Origin of the sequence: Asticcacaulis solisilvae (genome assembly GCF_017875235.1) — a bacterium.
Classification (GTDB): domain Bacteria; phylum Pseudomonadota; class Alphaproteobacteria; order Caulobacterales; family Caulobacteraceae; genus Asticcacaulis; species Asticcacaulis solisilvae_A.
The window spans coordinates 237,149-254,023 of sequence record NZ_JAGGMI010000006.1 but is presented as its reverse complement, the minus strand read 5'-3'; the positions used below and the strand labels follow the sequence as shown (position 1 = coordinate 254,023).

Here is a 16,875-nt window from a genome sequence, read left to right as displayed (position 1 = left end):
GATGTCCGATATCGAGCCCGTCCTGCCGGCCGACACCAAGTCCGACTTCGAAATCGATCCGCGCCTGCTGGAAGCGCTGGTCTGCCCGGTCACGCGCCGGCCGCTCAGCTATGATCGCGCCGCGCAGGAGCTGGTCAGCCCGACCGTGGGTCTGGCCTTCCCGATCCGCTCGGGCGTGCCGATCATGCTGGTCGACCAGGCCCGCAAATTCGATCCGGTAAAAGCCTAAATTTCCTGTCCGCGTAACAGCTTCGGCAGGTCGCCGGTCGCGGCACCAGCATCTTCCATGACGAACTGACGCAGGGCCGGGATGCGGTTGAACATCCCCATGCCGACGTCACGCACGGTCCGGAGCAGTGGATTGCCATTGGAAAACAGCCGCACGAATCCGTCCATGACCACCGAGGTCGAGACATTGTCGAAGCGCCGCCACTTGGCGTAGCGTTCCAGCACCAGGCCTGAGCCCAGGTCTTCGCCCAACCTAGCCGCATCGACCAGCACTTCAGCCAGGGCGGCCACGTCCTTCAGGCCGAGATTAAGCCCCTGTCCGGCGATCGGATGGATACCATGAGCGGCGTCGCCCAGCAGCGCCAGACGGCCTTTGTACATCTCTTCGGCGAGACCAAGACCCAGCGGATAGATGAATTTGGGCCCAACCAGCTCGACCTTGCCCAGGAAGTCGCCGAAGCGCGTCATCAGGTGGTCGTGGAACAGGCTTTCGCGCACATCCATCAGCGCTTTCGCCTTGGCGTGCGTTTCCGACCAGACGATGCAGGCGCGGTTTTCGGTCAAAGGCAGGATGGCGAACGGGCCCGATGGCAGGAAATGCTCATAGGCGACGTGGTTGTGCGGCCGCTCCATCTTCACGGTCGCGACAACGGCGCTCTGGTCGTACTCCCAGTTGATGTGTTTGATGCCCGCCTTGTCGCGTAAATTGCTGTTACGGCCTTCGGCGGAGACAACGAGGCTGGCGCGTAAGCGTTGTCCGGTGTTCAGCGTGACCTCGGCAAAGCCACCGGTCTCAGTCATCTCGACGACGCTGGCGGGAACAATCAGGTTGATGTGCCGTTCGCGGATAGCATCGTAGAGGGTCTGCCGCACCAGCCGGTTCTCGACCATATAGCCCAGGGGCTCATCGCCCGTGCGGTCAGAAATCTCTTCGGCCTTGAAATTAAGAAAGAAGGGCAAGGGCTTGCGGCTGGCCGGACCAGGCAGATGGCCGTCGGTGACCATGATCTCGTCCATGCGGCAGGCCGAGGCTTCGAGCGCATCGCCGACGCCCAGTACCTTCCATTGCCGGAAACAGGCATAGGCGATCGCCGAGGCGCGGCCATCAAAGCCGGTATCGAGCTGTTCGGCAAACGGCTGGCGCTCGATGAGCGCGACGTCGATTCCGCCCGATTTCAAGGCCAGGGCCAGCGTCATACCCGCCATGCCGCCACCGACAATGATCACGTCGAGATGTTCCATAACGAGTATCATAGAGCCGCACAGGCAAAGCGCAATGCGGCTTTGTGTCCCGGAACATTAAGCAAGAAGCCCCACCACCGCTGCGCTTCGCTGGCGGTCCCCCTCCCCATCGCTACGCGACAGGGAGGAGATACGGAGCACGGCCTCTCCTCCCAGTGTCGAAGGTTGCCTGCCGGCGAGGCTGGGGGGACCGGACGATTGAGCCATCGGTAGATGGCGAATGAGATGTGGTGGTGGGGTCTTCTTCTAACCGCCAACCTTCACAATTTCCCCCGGTAAAAAACGATAGGGTAAACCGCTATTAACCCTTTCCATGGCACTTGGAGCTTAGTTCCCACGCTTGCCCGGATCGCCATGTCCAGCCTGACTCTTGACCTTTGGAATATTTTTGAAAACCGGATGCGCGCCGTCTGGCAGTCGCCCCTGATGGCGCGGATGCGCGGCGCCTTTGTCGCGCTCGGCGGCCTGGCGACTCTTGTGGCGCTGGCGACCTATCACCCGGACGATTCCAGCCTGAACGCCGTCAGCCATGCGCCGGTGCGCAACGCGCTGGGGCGCTTCGGCGCCATAATATCCGACCTGTCGTGGCAATCGATCGGCCTGGCGGCATGGCCGGGCGCCGTCCTGATGGTCTATTTCGGCACGCTCCGCACCTTCCACCACGATCCGGACCAGACGCGCGGCGCCATCCGCCGCCACGCCCTGTTCGGCATTCTCTTCCTGCTGGCGCTCAGCGCCGCCTTCGGCCCGGTCCTGACCACCAAGGATCCGATCGTTGCCCAAAGCCTCGGCGGCTTCTGGGGCTCGGGCATGAATGACCTTCTCGCCTCGGTCTTTACCTTCATGCGTCTGCCGGCCGGCGCCATTATCGCCAGCGTCCTGTTCGCTATGGTGGCGCTCTATGGCTTCAACCAGACCCTGAACCTCAAGCTCCAGTCTTACCTCCGCTTCGCCCAGTTCCTGGGCGGTGGTCTCAGGGCCACGGGCCTTGGTGGTGTCGCCGGCGGACTGGCCGCGGGCCTGCGCGCCAATGTCGCGGCCAAGGCCAAGAACGTCCAGACGCCCAAGGCGAAGAAGCCCAAGGCCCAGCCGGTCGTCGCCGACGAGGATGACGACGGCTTCGAGACCGTCGCCGAGCTGCCGCCCGCCAAGGTCGCGGCACGCATCCAGCCGACCGTCGCGCCGACACGCCCCGCCCCGCAGCCCGAAATGGCCTTCGACGACGACGATGGTGACTTTGGCGACGACGGCATGGTGCCGATCCAGCCGCCGGTCACCCAATCCAAGGCGCCGGCCGCTCCCGCCGCCAAGCAGCCGGAATTCGACTTCCTGCGCCCCAGCAATTTCAAGCTTCCCGACCTGACGATTCTCGCCAAGCCCAAGGCGCGCAGCCAGGCCTATGATGAAGACAGCCTCCGCCAAAATGCCCGCATGCTGGAAAGCGTCCTGGCCGAATTCGGCGTCCGCGGCGTCATCGACCAGATTCGCCCGGGTCCCGTCGTCACCCTCTACGAACTGGCGCCCGCCGCCGGCGTCAAAGGCGCGCGCGTCGTGGCGCTGGCCGATGACATCGCCCGCAACATGTCCGCGCGTTCGTGCCGTGTGTCCGTCGTCCAGGGCCGCAACGCCATCGGTATCGAACTGCCGAACCAGACCCGCGAAACCGTCTTCTTCCGCGACCTTCTGGCGTCGAACGAATACGAGCGCTCGACCCACATCCTGCCGATGGCCTTGGGGGAAACGATCGGCGGCGAGCCCTACATCACCGACCTGGCCAAGATGCCCCACCTGCTCATCGCCGGCACCACCGGTTCGGGTAAGTCGGTTGGCGTCAACGCCATGATCCTGTCGATCCTGTACCGCCTCGATCCGGAACAGTGCAAATTCATCATGATCGACCCCAAGATGCTGGAACTCAGCGTCTATGACGGCATTCCGCACCTGCTGGCGCCCGTCGTCACCGACCCGAAGAAGGCCGTCGTGGCGCTGAAATGGACCGTCAAGGAGATGGAAGACCGCTATCGCCGCATGTCCAAGATCGGCGTCCGCAACATCGCGTCGTTCAACGAACGCGCCCGCGCCACCGCCGCCGAAGGCAAGAACTTCATCCGCAAGGTCCAGACCGGCTTCGACGAGACGGGCCAACCCGTCTACGAGTATGATGAAATGGTGCCCGAGCCGATGCCGTACCTGGTCGTCGTCGTCGACGAAGTCGCCGACCTGATGATGGTCGCCGGCAAGGACATCGAAGGCGCCGTTCAGCGCCTGGCCCAGATGGCCCGCGCCGCCGGCATCCACCTGATCATGGCGACACAACGTCCGTCGGTCGACGTCATCACCGGCACCATCAAGGCCAACTTCCCGACCCGGATTTCGTTCCAGGTTACCTCGAAAATCGACAGCCGCACCATTCTGGGTGAACAGGGCGCCGAACAGCTGCTGGGCCAGGGCGATATGCTCTACATGGCCGGCGGCGGCCGTATCACCCGTCTGCACGGTCCGTTCGTCTCGGACGGCGAAGTCGAAGCCGTGGCCCAGTTCCTGCGCGACCAGGGCCAGCCGAACTATCTCGATGACGTCACCTATGGCGGTGACGAAGAGGGCGGCTCCGGCGAAGGCGGCGGCATGGGCGAAGGTGGCGGCTCGGGCGACGACCTCTATGACAAGGCCGTCTATTTCGTCACCTTCGACCGCAAGGCCTCGACCTCCTACATCCAGCGAAAGCTGCAGATCGGCTACAACCGCGCCGCCTCGCTCATGGAAAAGATGGAACAGGAAGGCGTGGTCGGTCCGGCCAACCATGTCGGCAAGCGCGACATCCTGGTAGGGCCACCTCCGATCTAACCAGGGTCCGAAGGACCCTGGACCCGGAATCACTACAGTGGTTACGCGCACAAATAAAAAGCCGCCGGAGACAATCCGGCGGCTTTTTTGTTTGGCTTTAAAACACTTAGTTGGTGTTCGACAGGCGCAGTTCGCGGGCGCGGGTCAGAATGGCGTTTTCGATATCCAGCTGGGTTTGCTGGGCTACCGGCGCATCGACCCACTGGCCGCCCGTCTGGACCTGCTTGTAGACCGAGACGTTCAGCGCGTCAGCGCGCAGGCGGGCGTCCAGGATGTAAATCGTCGCCTTGAAACGCTCATCAGGCTTTTGCGGGTTGGCGTACCAGTCCGAGATGATGACGCCGCCCCACGGATCGGCCGAGTTCAGCGGCATGAAGGAAATGGTATCAAGCGACGCCCGCCACAGATAGGCGTTTACGCCGATGCCGGCCTGCTCATTATAGGAGGGCGCGGTCGACTTCTTGCCACCGAACAGACCCAGGAACTTGCTGTCTTCCGCAGGCACCGTCGTCGTCGCGGACGGAGCGGGCTTGCCGGCGCAGGCGCTTAAGGTGAGGCAGGCGGCCAGTGCACCCAGAACCAGGGCCGGGCTAAGCTTCGTCGTCATCAAAAATTCACTCCGCATCGTTGTTGCGCCACATTTTGTTGCAATGGGTCCGCAAGCTCTTGCAAAGGCCCCCATAGGCCACCTGGTGGTTATCGCCGGTTGTCGCCTCTTGATCCAATCCCCTCTATAGCATGCGCGCAAGGGGGTGTGACAAGAGTTCGTTTACATCAAACCCAACAGTCCGGCAAATTTAAGTCCAACAAACCGTAAACGTGTGGCCTTTGATACGCTCAGTTTCAACCGCGACACAATCTGTCCCATCTTATTGAATTATCAGCCTGTTTACCTTGATTAACGCCGTTTGGCACCGAATCCGTGACCAATAAAACACATCTGTCCGGGGAATCTGCTCTGAACGGGTTTTCACTGCTGACGGAAATTGACCACAGTGACGAATTCGGCTTAATCGGTTTTTGACATATAAGTGCCAATAACAGTGTGTAGTTCTGACATGATGGACAGCTAGTTTCGGGATGGGCTGTTTCTCTTTGAAGGATATCGCAGGATATCATTCGGGGCGAACGTTTTTCCACGACAACAGCTTACCGTAGTGCCGTTCAACAGACGCAGTTCGAGTAAGACCTATGAAACCCGTTGCCGCCTTCGCTGTGACCCTTGCACTTCTGGCCTCCGCCGGAATGGGCCAGGCCGCGTCGGCGCAAAGCAAGAAGCAGACGGAAATCGCCGGTCTCGCTCCGGTTCAGGTCAGCGACAGCTATATCAGCGAGCAGACCACCACCCTGTCCAAGCCCGAACAGAAGTCCAATATCTTTCAGTTCGACCTGAAGGGCAAATGGGGCCTCAAGTTCGATGTCAACCAGGCTGAAAGCCGTCCGTCGGGTTTCAACGACGTCGATGCCGGCGCCTTCTACAAACTGACCCCATCCTTACGTGTCGGTGGCACCGTCGGTTTCGGCGAAAAGACCGAAGCTTTCAAGCCGGAAGCGACCGGCCGCAATCAGAACGCCAAGACGCAGCCGCGCGTCCGTCTGGAAACGACGTTTAAGTTCTAATCCTTCAAACTGAATGCATCGACCGCCGCGACGCCAAACAGGCCTGTGTCGCGCAATTGCGGAATTGTGTCGCAGCTGATGCCGCCCAAGCCGTAGACCGGAACGGGCGAAGCATCAACGAAGCCGCGAATGCCTTTGACGCCCAGGGTAGTGGCTTCTGTTGCCGAGGCGCTGCGGCTGGCGAAAACCGGCGAGGCGAAGACCGCGTCCAGCGCGTCGATTTCCGGCCGGTGCAGGGTCTCCAGGCTGTGACAGGCGGCGGTGAGGATGAAATCCGGAAATTCCGCCGCCAGTCCTGGCGCCTTGTCGAGATTGCGTTCGGGCAGGTGCACGCCATGGGCGCCCACTTCGAAAGCCAGATCCGCGTCATCGCCGATCAGCAGGGTCAGGTTGCGCAGGCGTGCGATTCGGCTGAGGAGCTGTGCGCGTTGCAGAGCATGGGCCTCGCCGAAATGGCGATAAATGATGCCGCATCCTTGCGGCAGATGTTCGGCGATATCCTCGGGATGGGCGATGCGCGCCGGATCGGTCACGAAGAAAAGTACCGGCAGGGGTGAGCCCACAGGGTTCAAAGCCGTCCGCGCCTGCGCTATGACGGTCGCCTTGTCGAGCAGATACTGGAAGCGGGTTGCATATGTCATCGTCGAATACCGAAGACTATCAGCGGATTATAGACCGAATGGCGCAAGCTTTAAAGGCCTCTGGCCGTGCGGCTGACAGTGTCATTCTGACGGCCGTGTCCAAAACCCAGCCCTGGGAGCGGATTGAACCCGTACTGGCGGCCGGCCAGCGCCGTTTTGGTGAGAACCGCGTGCAGGAAGCGATGGAGCGCTGGGAGGGCCAGCGCGAAGCTTGGCCGGGCCTGGAACTGCGGCTGATCGGGCCACTGCAAAGCAACAAGGCGGCGGATGCGGTCAGCTTTTTCGACGTGATCGAAACGATCGACCGCGACAAGATCGCCCGCGCCATCGCTGATGAGGTCCAGAAGCAGGGCCGCTCACCGGAACTGCTGGTCCAGGTTAATATCGGCGAAGAAGAGCAAAAAGCGGGTATTTTACCTTTGGACGCCGATGCTTTCATCGGCTCTGTGCGAAAGGACTATGGTTTGACCGTGTCCGGACTGATGTGCATCCCGCCGTTGGATGGTCCGCGGGGCCCCTACTTCGCCCTGCTGAAAAAAATCGCCGAACGCAACGGCATTCGCCAGCTCAGCATGGGCATGAGCGACGACTTCGAAACCGCCATTGCCTTTGGCTCAACGGAAATCCGCGTCGGCTCCGCCATTTTCGGCGCGAGATAAGCGTTTTGCTTATCGCGATGTTTAAGCTGAAAACCGCTGCGCACTTTTGGCTGCGCCGAACGTTGTTTCAACACATTGCTTGAGGTTCCAAGGTCTTCGAACCTTGGCCGCCGGAGGCTACTTTGGAAAATGCTCTATGTGTGTCTCGCCCGTCCGCCCGTAATAGACGGCGCGCCGCCCAGCCAGCGATACGACATAGGCGACACACCCTGCCTGCAGGATGCGCCTGCAGAACTCTATGTATTTAATGTCTCCGGCTTGGATGGCGCGGACAGCGGCATCGACACTAGGAGCGTCAAATATAGCGGCAGGAACCTCGTCTATTGTGTGAGCCGGCGCCAGATGCGACGTCCCATCCGGCAGGTAATAGATTTTCTCTGAGCGCTGCAGGTCGGTGTGATAGCGCTCTATGCCTGCGGCCATGAGCTTTTCGACGACTTCGGGAAAGGTCAGGCGCTCCTGATCGGAACCGCTTGTGCACTCGTCCAGAACGGCAATGATGTCGGGATGCATGGGCTACTCCGTGGGGATGGTTTTGAGGTCGTGCTGACGCACCAGGATTTTCAGAATGCGCTCAAGATCGGTGCGATCCTGGGGATCCAGGGCGCCGAAAAAATGCTGGTCGTTCTCGTCGGCAAGTTCGGCCAGATCGGGCACCAGGGCGCGGCCGGCGGCAGTGATCTGCAGGGTTTGCCAGCGCCGGTCGTCGGCATTGACGGCGCGGACGACAAAACCCTTGGCCATCAGGCGGTCGGCCAATTTGGTGATGGCGCCGCGCGTCATGCCCAGGTGGTCGGCCATGCGGCTGGGCGAGACATCACCCAGTTGCAGCAATTCGCGCAGGATGACCCATTCGGCGACGGTGACGCCGTGCGCTTCGACCTTGCGGGCAAAGCTGTGCGAGACGTGATTGGAGACATATCTCAACCAGTAGCCGATATGCTCATAAAGCGGACTTGGAGGTTTTTGCGACATAGCCATTCCATCAGTTGACTAGGAAACTACGCCTTTAGAGTTTCCTGGTCAACAATATCGCGATGAGAACTTATTCGCGGATTTCCACTACGCTGCCCGGCTCAGCCTCTTTTAGAAGCTCCAGCAGATCGTCACTGGCCAAGGCCACACACCCTTCCGTGCCGGCATAATTGTCACGCGCCAGGTGCATGAAGATGGCCGACCCCATACCGGCCACAGGCGGGTCATCATTATGCCCCAGGACGACGATAAGGTCATAGACATGGTCGTCGCGCCACAGCTTTTCGTGGCCGGCTTCGAACGGCAGCTTGACCCGGCGGTTATAGTCGGGGTGTTTCGGATCGTCGCACCAGCCGTCGTCCGGCGACAGGGCAACGACCGGCAAAGCCGTTTCGGGCTTTGCCACGCGATCCGGACGATAGAAGACGTACCGGATCGGCCATTCACCCAAGGGCGACTTGCCATCGCCCTCCCTTTTGTCTCTAGCTAAGGCCACGCCCCCTTTTCCCAACGCCGCCCGCACACTATGTAGGTTTAGACCTAGCCGTCCGTCGCTATATGCGGTAAATTTCTTGACCATTCGGGGTGATTTGCGGCTAACAATTATAAGAAACTCAAAGATACAGGATCATGGTGCAACAAAAAACCCTCCTTGTCGTCGATGATGATGATGAACTGCGCGAAGCTTTGGCTGAGCAGCTGGAACTTCACGAAGAATTCAAGGTCGTTCAGGCGTCCAATGGCGCCGAAGGCCTCCGCCTCGGCAAGAGCATAAATGCGGACCTTATCCTGCTGGACGTTGACCTGCCGGACATGGACGGACGCGAAGCCTGTCGCCTGCTGCGCAAGGGCGGGCTGACAACGCCGGTCATCATGCTCACGGGCCAGACCTCGGATTCGGACACGATCCTCGGCCTCGACGCCGGCGCCAATGACTATGTCACCAAGCCGTTCCGCTTTGCCGTGCTGTTGGCGCGCATCCGCGCCCAGGTTCGCAGCCATGAAACGTCGGAAGATGCCACCTTCCGTATCGGGCCATATGAGTTCAAACCAGCGCTGAAGGTGCTGGTCGATCAGACGCAAAAGAAGACGCGCTTGACCGAGAAGGAAACCAATATCCTCAAGTACCTCTACCGCGCTGGCGGCAAGCCGATCACGCGTGAAGAGCTGCTGACCGAGGTTTGGGGCTATAATGCCGGCGTGACGACGCATACGCTGGAAACCCACGTTTACCGCCTGCGCCAGAAGATCGAACCCGATCCCGCCAATGCCCGCCTGCTGATGACGGATGCAGGTGGGTACAGGTTGCAGTTTTAAGAGATGAGCAGGGACCGAGAGGTCTCTGCTTTCGTTTTGGGGGAAAGATGCTCAGGAAATTGTCGGCCTTCTTCTTGTTGGCTGTCGTCGGTAGTAGCACTGCCTTTGCTCAAGCGCCGATTACCTTTGACGACAAGTCCAGCACTGAAGTGACTGTCCATGGCGCCATTTGGGATGCTGACGAAGCAGACCGAATGGTCATCGCCAACCTGAAGGCTCAGGGGTCTGACGTATCCCAGCCGACAAACGTTATTTTTTATTTTGTAATGCCGTCCAAAACTTCGGCGAACGCAGCGGTCAAAGACATCTCTGTCCTGGGATTCGACTGTAAAACCGCGAAACATAAGAAGCTTTGGATCATCGCCGCCAATAAAACGATGGTTCCAGCCGAGGATAGCATTTTATCTATGAGCCGGTTGTTCACAACCATCGCAGAGAAGCATTCCGGCTCCTATGACGGTTGGGAAGCAGCCCTGGTTCTTAAACCTCAAAACTAAATTAAGCAGGTGCGCGACCCGATGGTCGTTCGGACCATCGACTTCTATCTTCAGCCGTCTGCTTCCACATACCAGGCAAACCACAGAGCGTCTTCCAGCTTGCCGCCGCTGGCCAGAAGGTCCGCTACCGGCTCAGGAAAGGCGTCGCGCAGTTCCTGCAGGAAGTCGAATTCGGCCTGAATCTCAGCCAGATCCCGCAAGGAAAAGTCCGCCGCCATACGGACGCGGACCTCCCATGGCAGGTCTTCCGGCACGTTCTGGCAAGGATCAACGGCGACCCAGTAGACCTCGCCTATGGCATCCGCCGTCCGCAGCTGCAATTGACCGCCGAGGTTGAGCAGGTTGAGCGCCTTCGCCGCCGCGATAACCTCTGGCAGGTCCACGACCCGCCAGGCATATTCATTGTGGCGGAGATCAGCCTTGGCCAGGATTTCGGCCGGCAATTTGTTTTCAACGAGTTCTGACATCTAAAGCTCGAAACTGACCTGGATAGGCGCGTGGTCCGACGGCCGGTCCCATTCGCGCACCGTGTCGTGGATTTTCGCTTCGATCGGGCCGTTGACCATATGCATCAGGCCCGGATTGAGCAGTACGTGGTCAAGCCTGAGCCCGCGATTGCTCTTGCGGAAGTCGGCGGCGCGATAGCTCCACCAGGTGAAGATCTTCTGCGGGTTGGGATAGGCGACGCGGAAAGGATCGTGCAATTGCCCGGCGTCCATAAAGGCGCCAAACGCCTCAATCTCAGCCGGCGTGTGGCTGACGACGCGCAGCATCTGGCGATGACTCCAGACGTCGAATTCGCCGGGCGCGATGTTGAGGTCGCCACAGATCAGCAACGGATGGTCCTTGGCGCGCTTGAACAGGTGCTCGCTCATCCGCTCATAGAATTCGAGCTTGTGGTCGAACTTGTCGTTGCTCAGGCGGTCAGGCACATCGCCACCGGCCGGAATGTAGAAGTTCCAGATTTCGACGCCATGGACACGGACGGCCTGAGCGCGTGCTTCGCCGCGGCGGCAGAAGGGCGGCGATCCGATCGTCTCGAACGGCACTTTTGAGGCCAGGGCCACGCCGTGCCAGCCCTTTTGCCCCGTCACAAGGATATGGGGATATCCCGCCGCAACAAACGCTTCATAGGGGAACTCGGACTCCTGGCACTTGATTTCCTGCAGGCAGATCATGTCCGGAGAGGCGAATGCCAGGAATTGAGCGACCTGCTCCATACGCAGGCGCACGGAGTTGATGTTCCAGGTAACGAGAGAAAAGCGCATGATGTCCGGAAATTTGGGGCTTCAGCGTTTAAACCACTGAAAGCCAAACAAAAAAGACCCGGTCCGAGGGCGCGGACCGGGCCAGATTTTGGCACATAACACGAAGAGAAAAAAGGGAAAACGCACGTCCAGAAAGTCTACCGCCGTAGTCCTTCTATGTGTGAATAATGACACCATTTCCAAAAAAGCGCAATGGTAAATGTCAAATTGGCATTATTTTTTTAACTGAGGCTTGTTGAGCACAAACAATTCCGGCTTCAGCGGCGAATCAGCCGTCAGACTGACCAGACGCACCGTCGTCGAACGGCCTTGGGCATCGACAATGACCCAGTCTTTGAGCGTCAGTGCGCCGTTTGCACTTTGCGCAAAGTTTAGCGTGATCGAGCCTTCGACCTGCTTACGGCGATCACGCGCCTTCAGCGTGAAGCCCGAGGGGCTTGACGACACGGCAGTCACGACCACGCCCTGGTCGAACCGGATCTGCTTCGACAGAAACAGCGACAGCGGCGTTTCATCAAGCGGATAGGCGTCGAAGGATTTCAGGCGCGGGTCCCACATCTTCACGTGCCTGCCGTCCGACACGATCAGCAGCGACGACGGCGCGTCATATTCGAAGCGGATCTTGCCCGGGCGCGCCAGATACCAGGCACCTTGCGTCTTGCGGCCACGAAAATCGCTCTGTTCGAAACGGCCCTGAGCGGTGCGCAAGCCTTGCAGGTAGCTGGTCGCCTTGGTGATACGCGCCTGGTCGGCGGCATTGAATTTCGGTGGCGTAATATAGGTGCTGAAGTTGTTCTTGCCCGACTGGGCCAGGGCCGGCGATGTCACGGTCACGCAGGCGGCAGCAAGTGTCGACAGAAGCAGGCGGCGGGTCAGCATAGTCTTTCCTTCGTGTTCTTGTGTTCATAGATCACTAAAGCCCCTCCCCGGCAATTCAAGGGCGCGAAAAAGACGTAAAATTCCGGTTTGTGGCCGCAGCATTAAGCGTGGATGAACACAGCGGATACCTTTTGCCGCAGGGGGCTTGAAGGACCTTTCACATGGGCGGATATAGAGGTGAGGAGATGCCTTATGGACGACCTGCACCCTATCGTTCCGCCTGCTCATCCGGTCCACAGGAAGCCGCTGCCCAGCTGGCAGTGGATACCGCAGTTTTTCGTCAATCCGCTGACCATCTATTCGGAAGACTCCTTCCGGCTGACGTTTGGACGAGCACGGGCGCTGGGCGTCGATACGGTCGCCGTGGCGGATCCTGAGGGCATAAACCACGTCCTGAAGACCAATATGGACAACTACCTGCGCCCCATCGTCCAGGCGCGGCTGTTCCGGCCAGTCATGGGCAATGGGCTCTTCCTGTCCGAAGGCCAGGTGTGGCGGCGGCAGCGGCGCATGCTGGCGCCGATCTTCAGTCCTACCGCCATCAATGACCTGATTCCGCATTTCCAATCGGCGGGCGAGCAGATGATCCGGCGCCTCGAAAACCTGCCGCGCGTCCGTTTCAGTGAGGTCTTTCACCGCGCCGCGCTCGATGCCGTATTGAAGGCGCTGTTTTCGCTGCCGGCCGACGACAATCGCGCCCGTATTCCGCAACTGGCCCGCCAGTATCTCGAAGGCGCGGGGCGGCCGACCGTGCTCGACGCCATTGCCCCGACCGAGGAACATTTCGGCTGGGCGTCGGGCAATCGCCGCAAATTCCAGCGCGAATGGCGCGCCCTGGTCGATGAGGTCATTGCCGCGCGCAAAGCGGCTGGCTCCGACGATCAGCATAAGCGCGGCGACTTGCTCGATCTCCTGCTGTCCGCGCGCGACCCGCAAACCGGCGCAGCCATTGACGACGCCGAAATCCGCGACCAGTGCGCGACGCTTCTGGCGGCCGGCTTCGAAACGACCTCGCGCCTTTTGTTCTGGGCGACCTATCTCCTCAGTCTCGACCAAATCGAGCAGGCGCGCATCCGCGACGAGGTCCGCGCCTTTCCGGTCGAACGCGTCGCCACCATGGAAGACATCAAACACTGGCCGCGCCTTAGAAACGCCCTGCTGGAAGCGCTCAGGCTCTACCCGCCGGTCGCCTATGTCGTGCGCAAAGCCATCAATGACGACGTCATCATGGGTAACGCCATCACGGCCGGCACCGATGTCTGGATCAGCCCGTGGATCATCCACCGCCACCGCAAGCACTGGGACGATCCGACCGCCTTCAAGCCATCGCGCTTTGACGGCATCCCGTCGCCGTGGACCAGCATGGATACCTACCTGCCTTTCGGTGGAGGGCCTCGCATCTGTATCGGCGCCGGCTTTGCCATGGTCGAGGCGCAGATCATTCTGGCCAGCCTTTTAGCGCGTTACCGCATCGTGCCCGAGGACAAACGGCCTGTCCTGCCGGTTTTCCGTCTGGCGACCGTGCCTAACCGCGACCCGTGGTTCGGCCTGCAAACCCCTTAAGTTCCGTGCGCATATTTCTATAGCGCCGCTCCACACACCACCTTATAAGCAGGCCACATTTTCCCTTAAGTTTGCAGAGTCATGGCCCGCTACAATCCCAAAGAGACCGAACCGAAACAGCGTCAGCGCTGGGACGACGCCCAGGTCTTCCTGACCCAGACCGATCCGTCCAAGCCGAAATACTATGTGCTTGAGATGTTCCCCTATCCGTCAGGGCGCATCCACATGGGCCATGTGCGCAACTACGCCATGGGTGACCTGGTGGCGCGGTTCAAGCGCGCGCGCGGCTTCAACGTCCTGCATCCTATGGGCTGGGACGCTTTTGGCATGCCGGCGGAAAACGCCGCCATGGAACGCAAGATCCACCCCAAGGGCTGGACCTACGACAATATCGCCAATATGCGCGGCGAGCTGAAGCGCCTGGGCCTGTCGATCGACTGGACGCGCGAATTCGCCACCTGCGACCCGGCCTACTACGGCAAGCAACAGAAATGGTTCCTCGACCTGCTGAAGAATGACCTGGTCTATCGCCGCGAAAGCCAGGTCAACTGGGATCCGGTGGACATGACCGTCCTGGCCAACGAGCAGGTTATCGAAGGCCGCGGCTGGCGGTCGGGCGCTCTGGTTGAAAAGAAAAAGCTGACCCAGTGGTTCATGCGCATCACGCGCTTTGCCGACGACCTGATCGAAGGCCTGACGACGCTGGAGCGCTGGCCGGACAAGGTGCGGCTGATGCAGTCGAACTGGATCGGCAAGTCGCGCGGCCTGCAAATGACCTTCCCGTTCGCGGATCGTGACGGTGGCGTCGAGGTCTATACGACGCGCCCCGACACCCTGTTCGGCGCGGCCTTTATCGCCATCGCCGCCGACCATCCGCTGGCCCAGACGGCGGCCGCCGCCAATCCCGAGCTGGCTGCCTTTATCAAGTCGATCAGCAAAGGCGGCGTCTCCCAGGCCGATATCGACACGGCCGAAAAGCAGGGCTTCAACACCGGCATCAAGGTCAAGCATCCGTTCAAGCCGGGCGAGACACTCGATGTCTGGGTCGCCAACTTCGTACTGATGGACTACGGCACCGGCGCCATCTTCGGCTGCCCGGCGCACGACCAGCGCGACCTCGATTTCGCCCGCAAATACGATCTCAAGGTCACCGAAGTCGTCCTGCCGCAAGGCGCCGATCCGGAAAGCTTTGCGGTCGCCAATGAGGCCTATACCGGCCCGGGCACGCTCTTCCACTCGTCCTTCCTGGACGGCATGGACATCGAAGCCGCCAAGGACGCCGCCATCGAGAAGATCGAAAACATGGGCCTGGGCCAGGGCGCGACGGTGTTCCGCCTGCGCGACTGGGGTGTCTCGCGCCAGCGCTACTGGGGCTGCCCGATCCCGATCATTCATTGCGATGACTGCGGCGTCGTGCCCGTGCCCGACGACCAGCTGCCGGTCGTCCTGCCCGAAGACGTCACCTTCGACGTGCCGGGCAACCCGCTGGAGCGCCATCCGACCTGGAAGCACGTCAAGTGCCCGCACTGCGCCAAGGATGCACGCCGCGAGACCGATACGCTCGACACTTTCGTTGACTCGTCGTGGTACTTCGCCCGCTTCGCCGATCCGAACGCCGACGCGCCGGTCAACAAGGACGCCGCCGACTACTGGCTGGCGGTTGATCAGTATATCGGCGGCATCGAACACGCTGTCCTGCACCTGCTCTACGCTCGCTTCATTACGCGCGCGCTGAACCACTGCGGCTATCTGGAGGTCAAGGAACCGTTCGCCGGCCTGTTCACACAGGGCATGTTGACGCACGAGACCTATAAGACCGCCGGCGGCGAATGGGTCGAGCCAGCTGATGTCGAGGTCGCGGCCGAAGGTGGACAGCGCATCGCCAAGCGCGTGTCGACCGGCGAGACGCTCAACATCGGCGATAGCGAAAAGATGTCGAAGTCGAAGAAGAATACTGTCGCCCCGGGTGATATCTTCGATACCTACGGCGTCGACTCCGCGCGCCTGTTCGTCCTGTCTGACTCGCCGCCGGAACGCGACGTACAATGGTCGACCTCGGGCGTCGAAGGCTCATGGCGCTTTACGCATCGCGTCTGGGACCTGTTCGACGGCCTGAGCGACGAAAATATTCCGTGTACGGATGAAAAATCCGCCGCTGAGCTGCTCAAGGCCACGCACAAGACGGTCAAGACGGTTACCGAGGGCTTCGAAAGCTTCCGTTTCAACGCCGCCATCGCCAAGCTGTATGAACTGGTCACCGTGATCCGTACCAGCGATGTCGCCCTGACCGGCTCATCAGCTCGGCGTGAAGCCCTGACCCTGCTGGCCGGGCTAATCGCGCCGGTTACACCGCACCTGGCCGAAGAATGCTGGGCGCGACTCGGTAAGGACGGCATGATCGCCCAGGCCGAATGGCCCAAGTTCGATCCCGCCCTGGCCCAGGACGACGTCTACATCCTGCCCGTACAGGTCAACGGCAAGAAGCGCGGCGAGATCAGCATTCCCAATGGCGCGTCCGAGGCCGAGATTCGTGAAACCGCGCTTGCGGACGAAGACGTTAAGCGGCATCTTGCGGGCGTCGAAATCCGCAAGGTCATTATCGTGCCGAACCGGATCCTCAACTTCGTGGTGGGATAGATGAAGGTTCTCAAGCTTCTGACCCTGTGTAGCCTCGCGGCCCTGCCCGTGTCGCTGACGGCGTGCGGCTTTACGCCGATGTACGCCCAGACCGGCGTCACCGCCAACCTGTCACAGGTGGCGGTCGAGACGCCTCAAACGCGGACCGGCTATTTCCTGGGTCAGCAGTTGCGCAACGGCCTGGCGTCGGATGCGGACAAGAGCCCGATCTACACCCTGGCGATCAAGCTGGATGAGCGCCACTATCAGGTCGGTTATCGCGTCGACGATACCTCGACGCGTTCCGAACTGACGTCGAGCGTGGCCTATACCCTGACCGATAACCGCACACGCAAAGTGGTTCTGAAGGATGCCTTTACCGAGACGGTGACCTATTCGACTTCGTCATCGCCCTTTACCGGCATCGTGTCGCAGCAGGACGCCCAGGAGCGGCTGGCCACCAGTGCGGCGCAGAAGATCCAGACGGCGGTCGCCCTGCATTTTCACGGCAAGTAAGCGTCAGATT

General features: G+C 60.5%; 18 protein-coding genes. 9 read left to right on the top strand and 9 right to left on the bottom strand.

What is annotated here, in order from left to right; translation table 11 throughout:
* Position 1 precedes the first annotated feature (1 nt).
* Positions 2-229: a Trm112 family protein gene (locus tag J2X24_RS12380; RefSeq protein ID WP_209721815.1), complete on the top strand. Its 228-nt coding sequence runs from the start codon at positions 2-4 to the stop codon at positions 227-229.
* Here J2X24_RS12380 and J2X24_RS12375 read toward each other — a convergent pair.
* Positions 226-1,470, bottom strand: coding sequence for a UbiH/UbiF/VisC/COQ6 family ubiquinone biosynthesis hydroxylase (locus J2X24_RS12375; protein ID WP_245344651.1), 1,245 nt, complete (start codon positions 1,468-1,470; stop codon positions 226-228). The genes J2X24_RS12380 and J2X24_RS12375 overlap by 4 nt on opposite strands.
* A gap of 354 nt (positions 1,471-1,824) precedes the next feature.
* Between J2X24_RS12375 and J2X24_RS12370 the strand changes: the two genes are divergently transcribed.
* Positions 1,825-4,314: a DNA translocase FtsK gene (locus J2X24_RS12370; RefSeq protein ID WP_209721808.1), complete on the top strand. Its 2,490-nt coding sequence runs from the start codon at positions 1,825-1,827 to the stop codon at positions 4,312-4,314.
* A 106-nt stretch (positions 4,315-4,420) separates the two neighbouring features.
* Here J2X24_RS12370 and J2X24_RS12365 read toward each other — a convergent pair whose 3' ends face one another.
* Positions 4,421-4,921 carry a DUF3576 domain-containing protein gene (locus tag J2X24_RS12365; protein WP_209721805.1) on the bottom strand — a complete coding sequence of 167 codons (501 nt, stop codon included), beginning with the start codon at positions 4,919-4,921 and terminating at the stop codon, positions 4,421-4,423.
* Between the two features lie 584 nt (positions 4,922-5,505).
* Here J2X24_RS12365 and J2X24_RS12360 point away from each other — a divergent pair.
* Positions 5,506-5,934 (top strand): NtrZ family periplasmic regulatory protein, encoded by a 429-nt coding sequence (locus tag J2X24_RS12360; RefSeq protein ID WP_209721802.1) that lies wholly within the window; start codon positions 5,506-5,508, stop codon positions 5,932-5,934.
* Here J2X24_RS12360 and J2X24_RS12355 read toward each other — a convergent pair.
* Positions 5,931-6,575: a thiamine phosphate synthase gene (locus J2X24_RS12355; RefSeq protein WP_209721799.1), complete on the bottom strand. Its 645-nt coding sequence runs from the start codon at positions 6,573-6,575 to the stop codon at positions 5,931-5,933. The two genes, J2X24_RS12360 and J2X24_RS12355, sit on opposite strands and share 4 nt — an antisense overlap.
* Between J2X24_RS12355 and J2X24_RS12350 the strand changes: the two genes are divergently transcribed.
* Positions 6,569-7,234, top strand: coding sequence for a YggS family pyridoxal phosphate-dependent enzyme (locus J2X24_RS12350; RefSeq protein WP_209721796.1), 666 nt, complete (start codon positions 6,569-6,571; stop codon positions 7,232-7,234). The two genes, J2X24_RS12355 and J2X24_RS12350, sit on opposite strands and share 7 nt — an antisense overlap.
* A 117-nt stretch (positions 7,235-7,351) precedes the next feature.
* Here J2X24_RS12350 and J2X24_RS12345 read toward each other — a convergent pair whose 3' ends face one another.
* The 3 genes from J2X24_RS12345 to J2X24_RS12335 form a co-directional block, all read right to left on the bottom strand.
* Complete coding sequence (locus J2X24_RS12345; protein ID WP_209721793.1) at positions 7,352-7,747, bottom strand: DUF1398 domain-containing protein; 396 nt, start codon at positions 7,745-7,747, stop codon at positions 7,352-7,354.
* A 3-nt stretch (positions 7,748-7,750) separates the two neighbouring features.
* Positions 7,751-8,209: a MarR family winged helix-turn-helix transcriptional regulator gene (locus tag J2X24_RS12340; RefSeq protein WP_209721790.1), complete on the bottom strand. Its 459-nt coding sequence runs from the start codon at positions 8,207-8,209 to the stop codon at positions 7,751-7,753.
* 70 nt (positions 8,210-8,279) lie between these two features.
* The gene (locus tag J2X24_RS12335; RefSeq protein WP_310003673.1) at positions 8,280-8,813 is read right to left on the bottom strand and encodes a L,D-transpeptidase family protein; all 534 of its coding nucleotides are present in this window, start codon (positions 8,811-8,813) and stop codon (positions 8,280-8,282) included.
* Between the two features lie 26 nt (positions 8,814-8,839).
* Between J2X24_RS12335 and J2X24_RS12330 the strand changes: the two genes are divergently transcribed.
* A complete protein-coding gene (locus J2X24_RS12330) occupies positions 8,840-9,526 on the top strand; it encodes a response regulator transcription factor (RefSeq protein WP_192620460.1) in 687 nt (228 codons plus the stop codon).
* Between the two features lie 47 nt (positions 9,527-9,573).
* Positions 9,574-10,023, top strand: coding sequence for a ribonuclease E inhibitor RraB (locus J2X24_RS12325; RefSeq protein ID WP_209721782.1), 450 nt, complete (start codon positions 9,574-9,576; stop codon positions 10,021-10,023).
* A 50-nt stretch (positions 10,024-10,073) separates the two neighbouring features.
* Here J2X24_RS12325 and J2X24_RS12320 read toward each other — a convergent pair whose 3' ends face one another.
* The 3 genes from J2X24_RS12320 to J2X24_RS12310 form a co-directional block, all read right to left on the bottom strand.
* Positions 10,074-10,490 carry a hypothetical protein gene (locus J2X24_RS12320; RefSeq protein WP_209721780.1) on the bottom strand — a complete coding sequence of 139 codons (417 nt, stop codon included), beginning with the start codon at positions 10,488-10,490 and terminating at the stop codon, positions 10,074-10,076.
* A complete protein-coding gene (xth, locus tag J2X24_RS12315; RefSeq protein WP_209721777.1) occupies positions 10,491-11,291 on the bottom strand; it encodes an exodeoxyribonuclease III in 801 nt (266 codons plus the stop codon).
* A gap of 213 nt (positions 11,292-11,504) precedes the next feature.
* Positions 11,505-12,170: a LolA family protein gene (locus J2X24_RS12310; RefSeq protein WP_209721774.1), complete on the bottom strand. Its 666-nt coding sequence runs from the start codon at positions 12,168-12,170 to the stop codon at positions 11,505-11,507.
* Between the two features lie 192 nt (positions 12,171-12,362).
* Between J2X24_RS12310 and J2X24_RS12305 the strand changes: the two genes are divergently transcribed.
* The 3 genes from J2X24_RS12305 to lptE all read left to right on the top strand — a co-directional run bounded on the left by J2X24_RS12305 (position 12,363) and on the right by lptE (position 16,865).
* Positions 12,363-13,733: a cytochrome P450 gene (locus J2X24_RS12305; RefSeq protein WP_209721771.1), complete on the top strand. Its 1,371-nt coding sequence runs from the start codon at positions 12,363-12,365 to the stop codon at positions 13,731-13,733.
* 81 nt (positions 13,734-13,814) lie between these two features.
* On the top strand, positions 13,815-16,370 hold the full coding sequence (gene leuS / locus J2X24_RS12300; RefSeq protein WP_209721768.1) for a leucine--tRNA ligase: 2,556 nt from the start codon (positions 13,815-13,817) through the stop codon (positions 16,368-16,370).
* Positions 16,371-16,865, top strand: a complete 495-nt coding sequence (gene lptE / locus J2X24_RS12295) for an LPS assembly lipoprotein LptE (RefSeq protein WP_209721764.1) — start codon at positions 16,371-16,373, stop codon at positions 16,863-16,865.
* Positions 16,866-16,875: the final 10 nt, after the last annotated feature.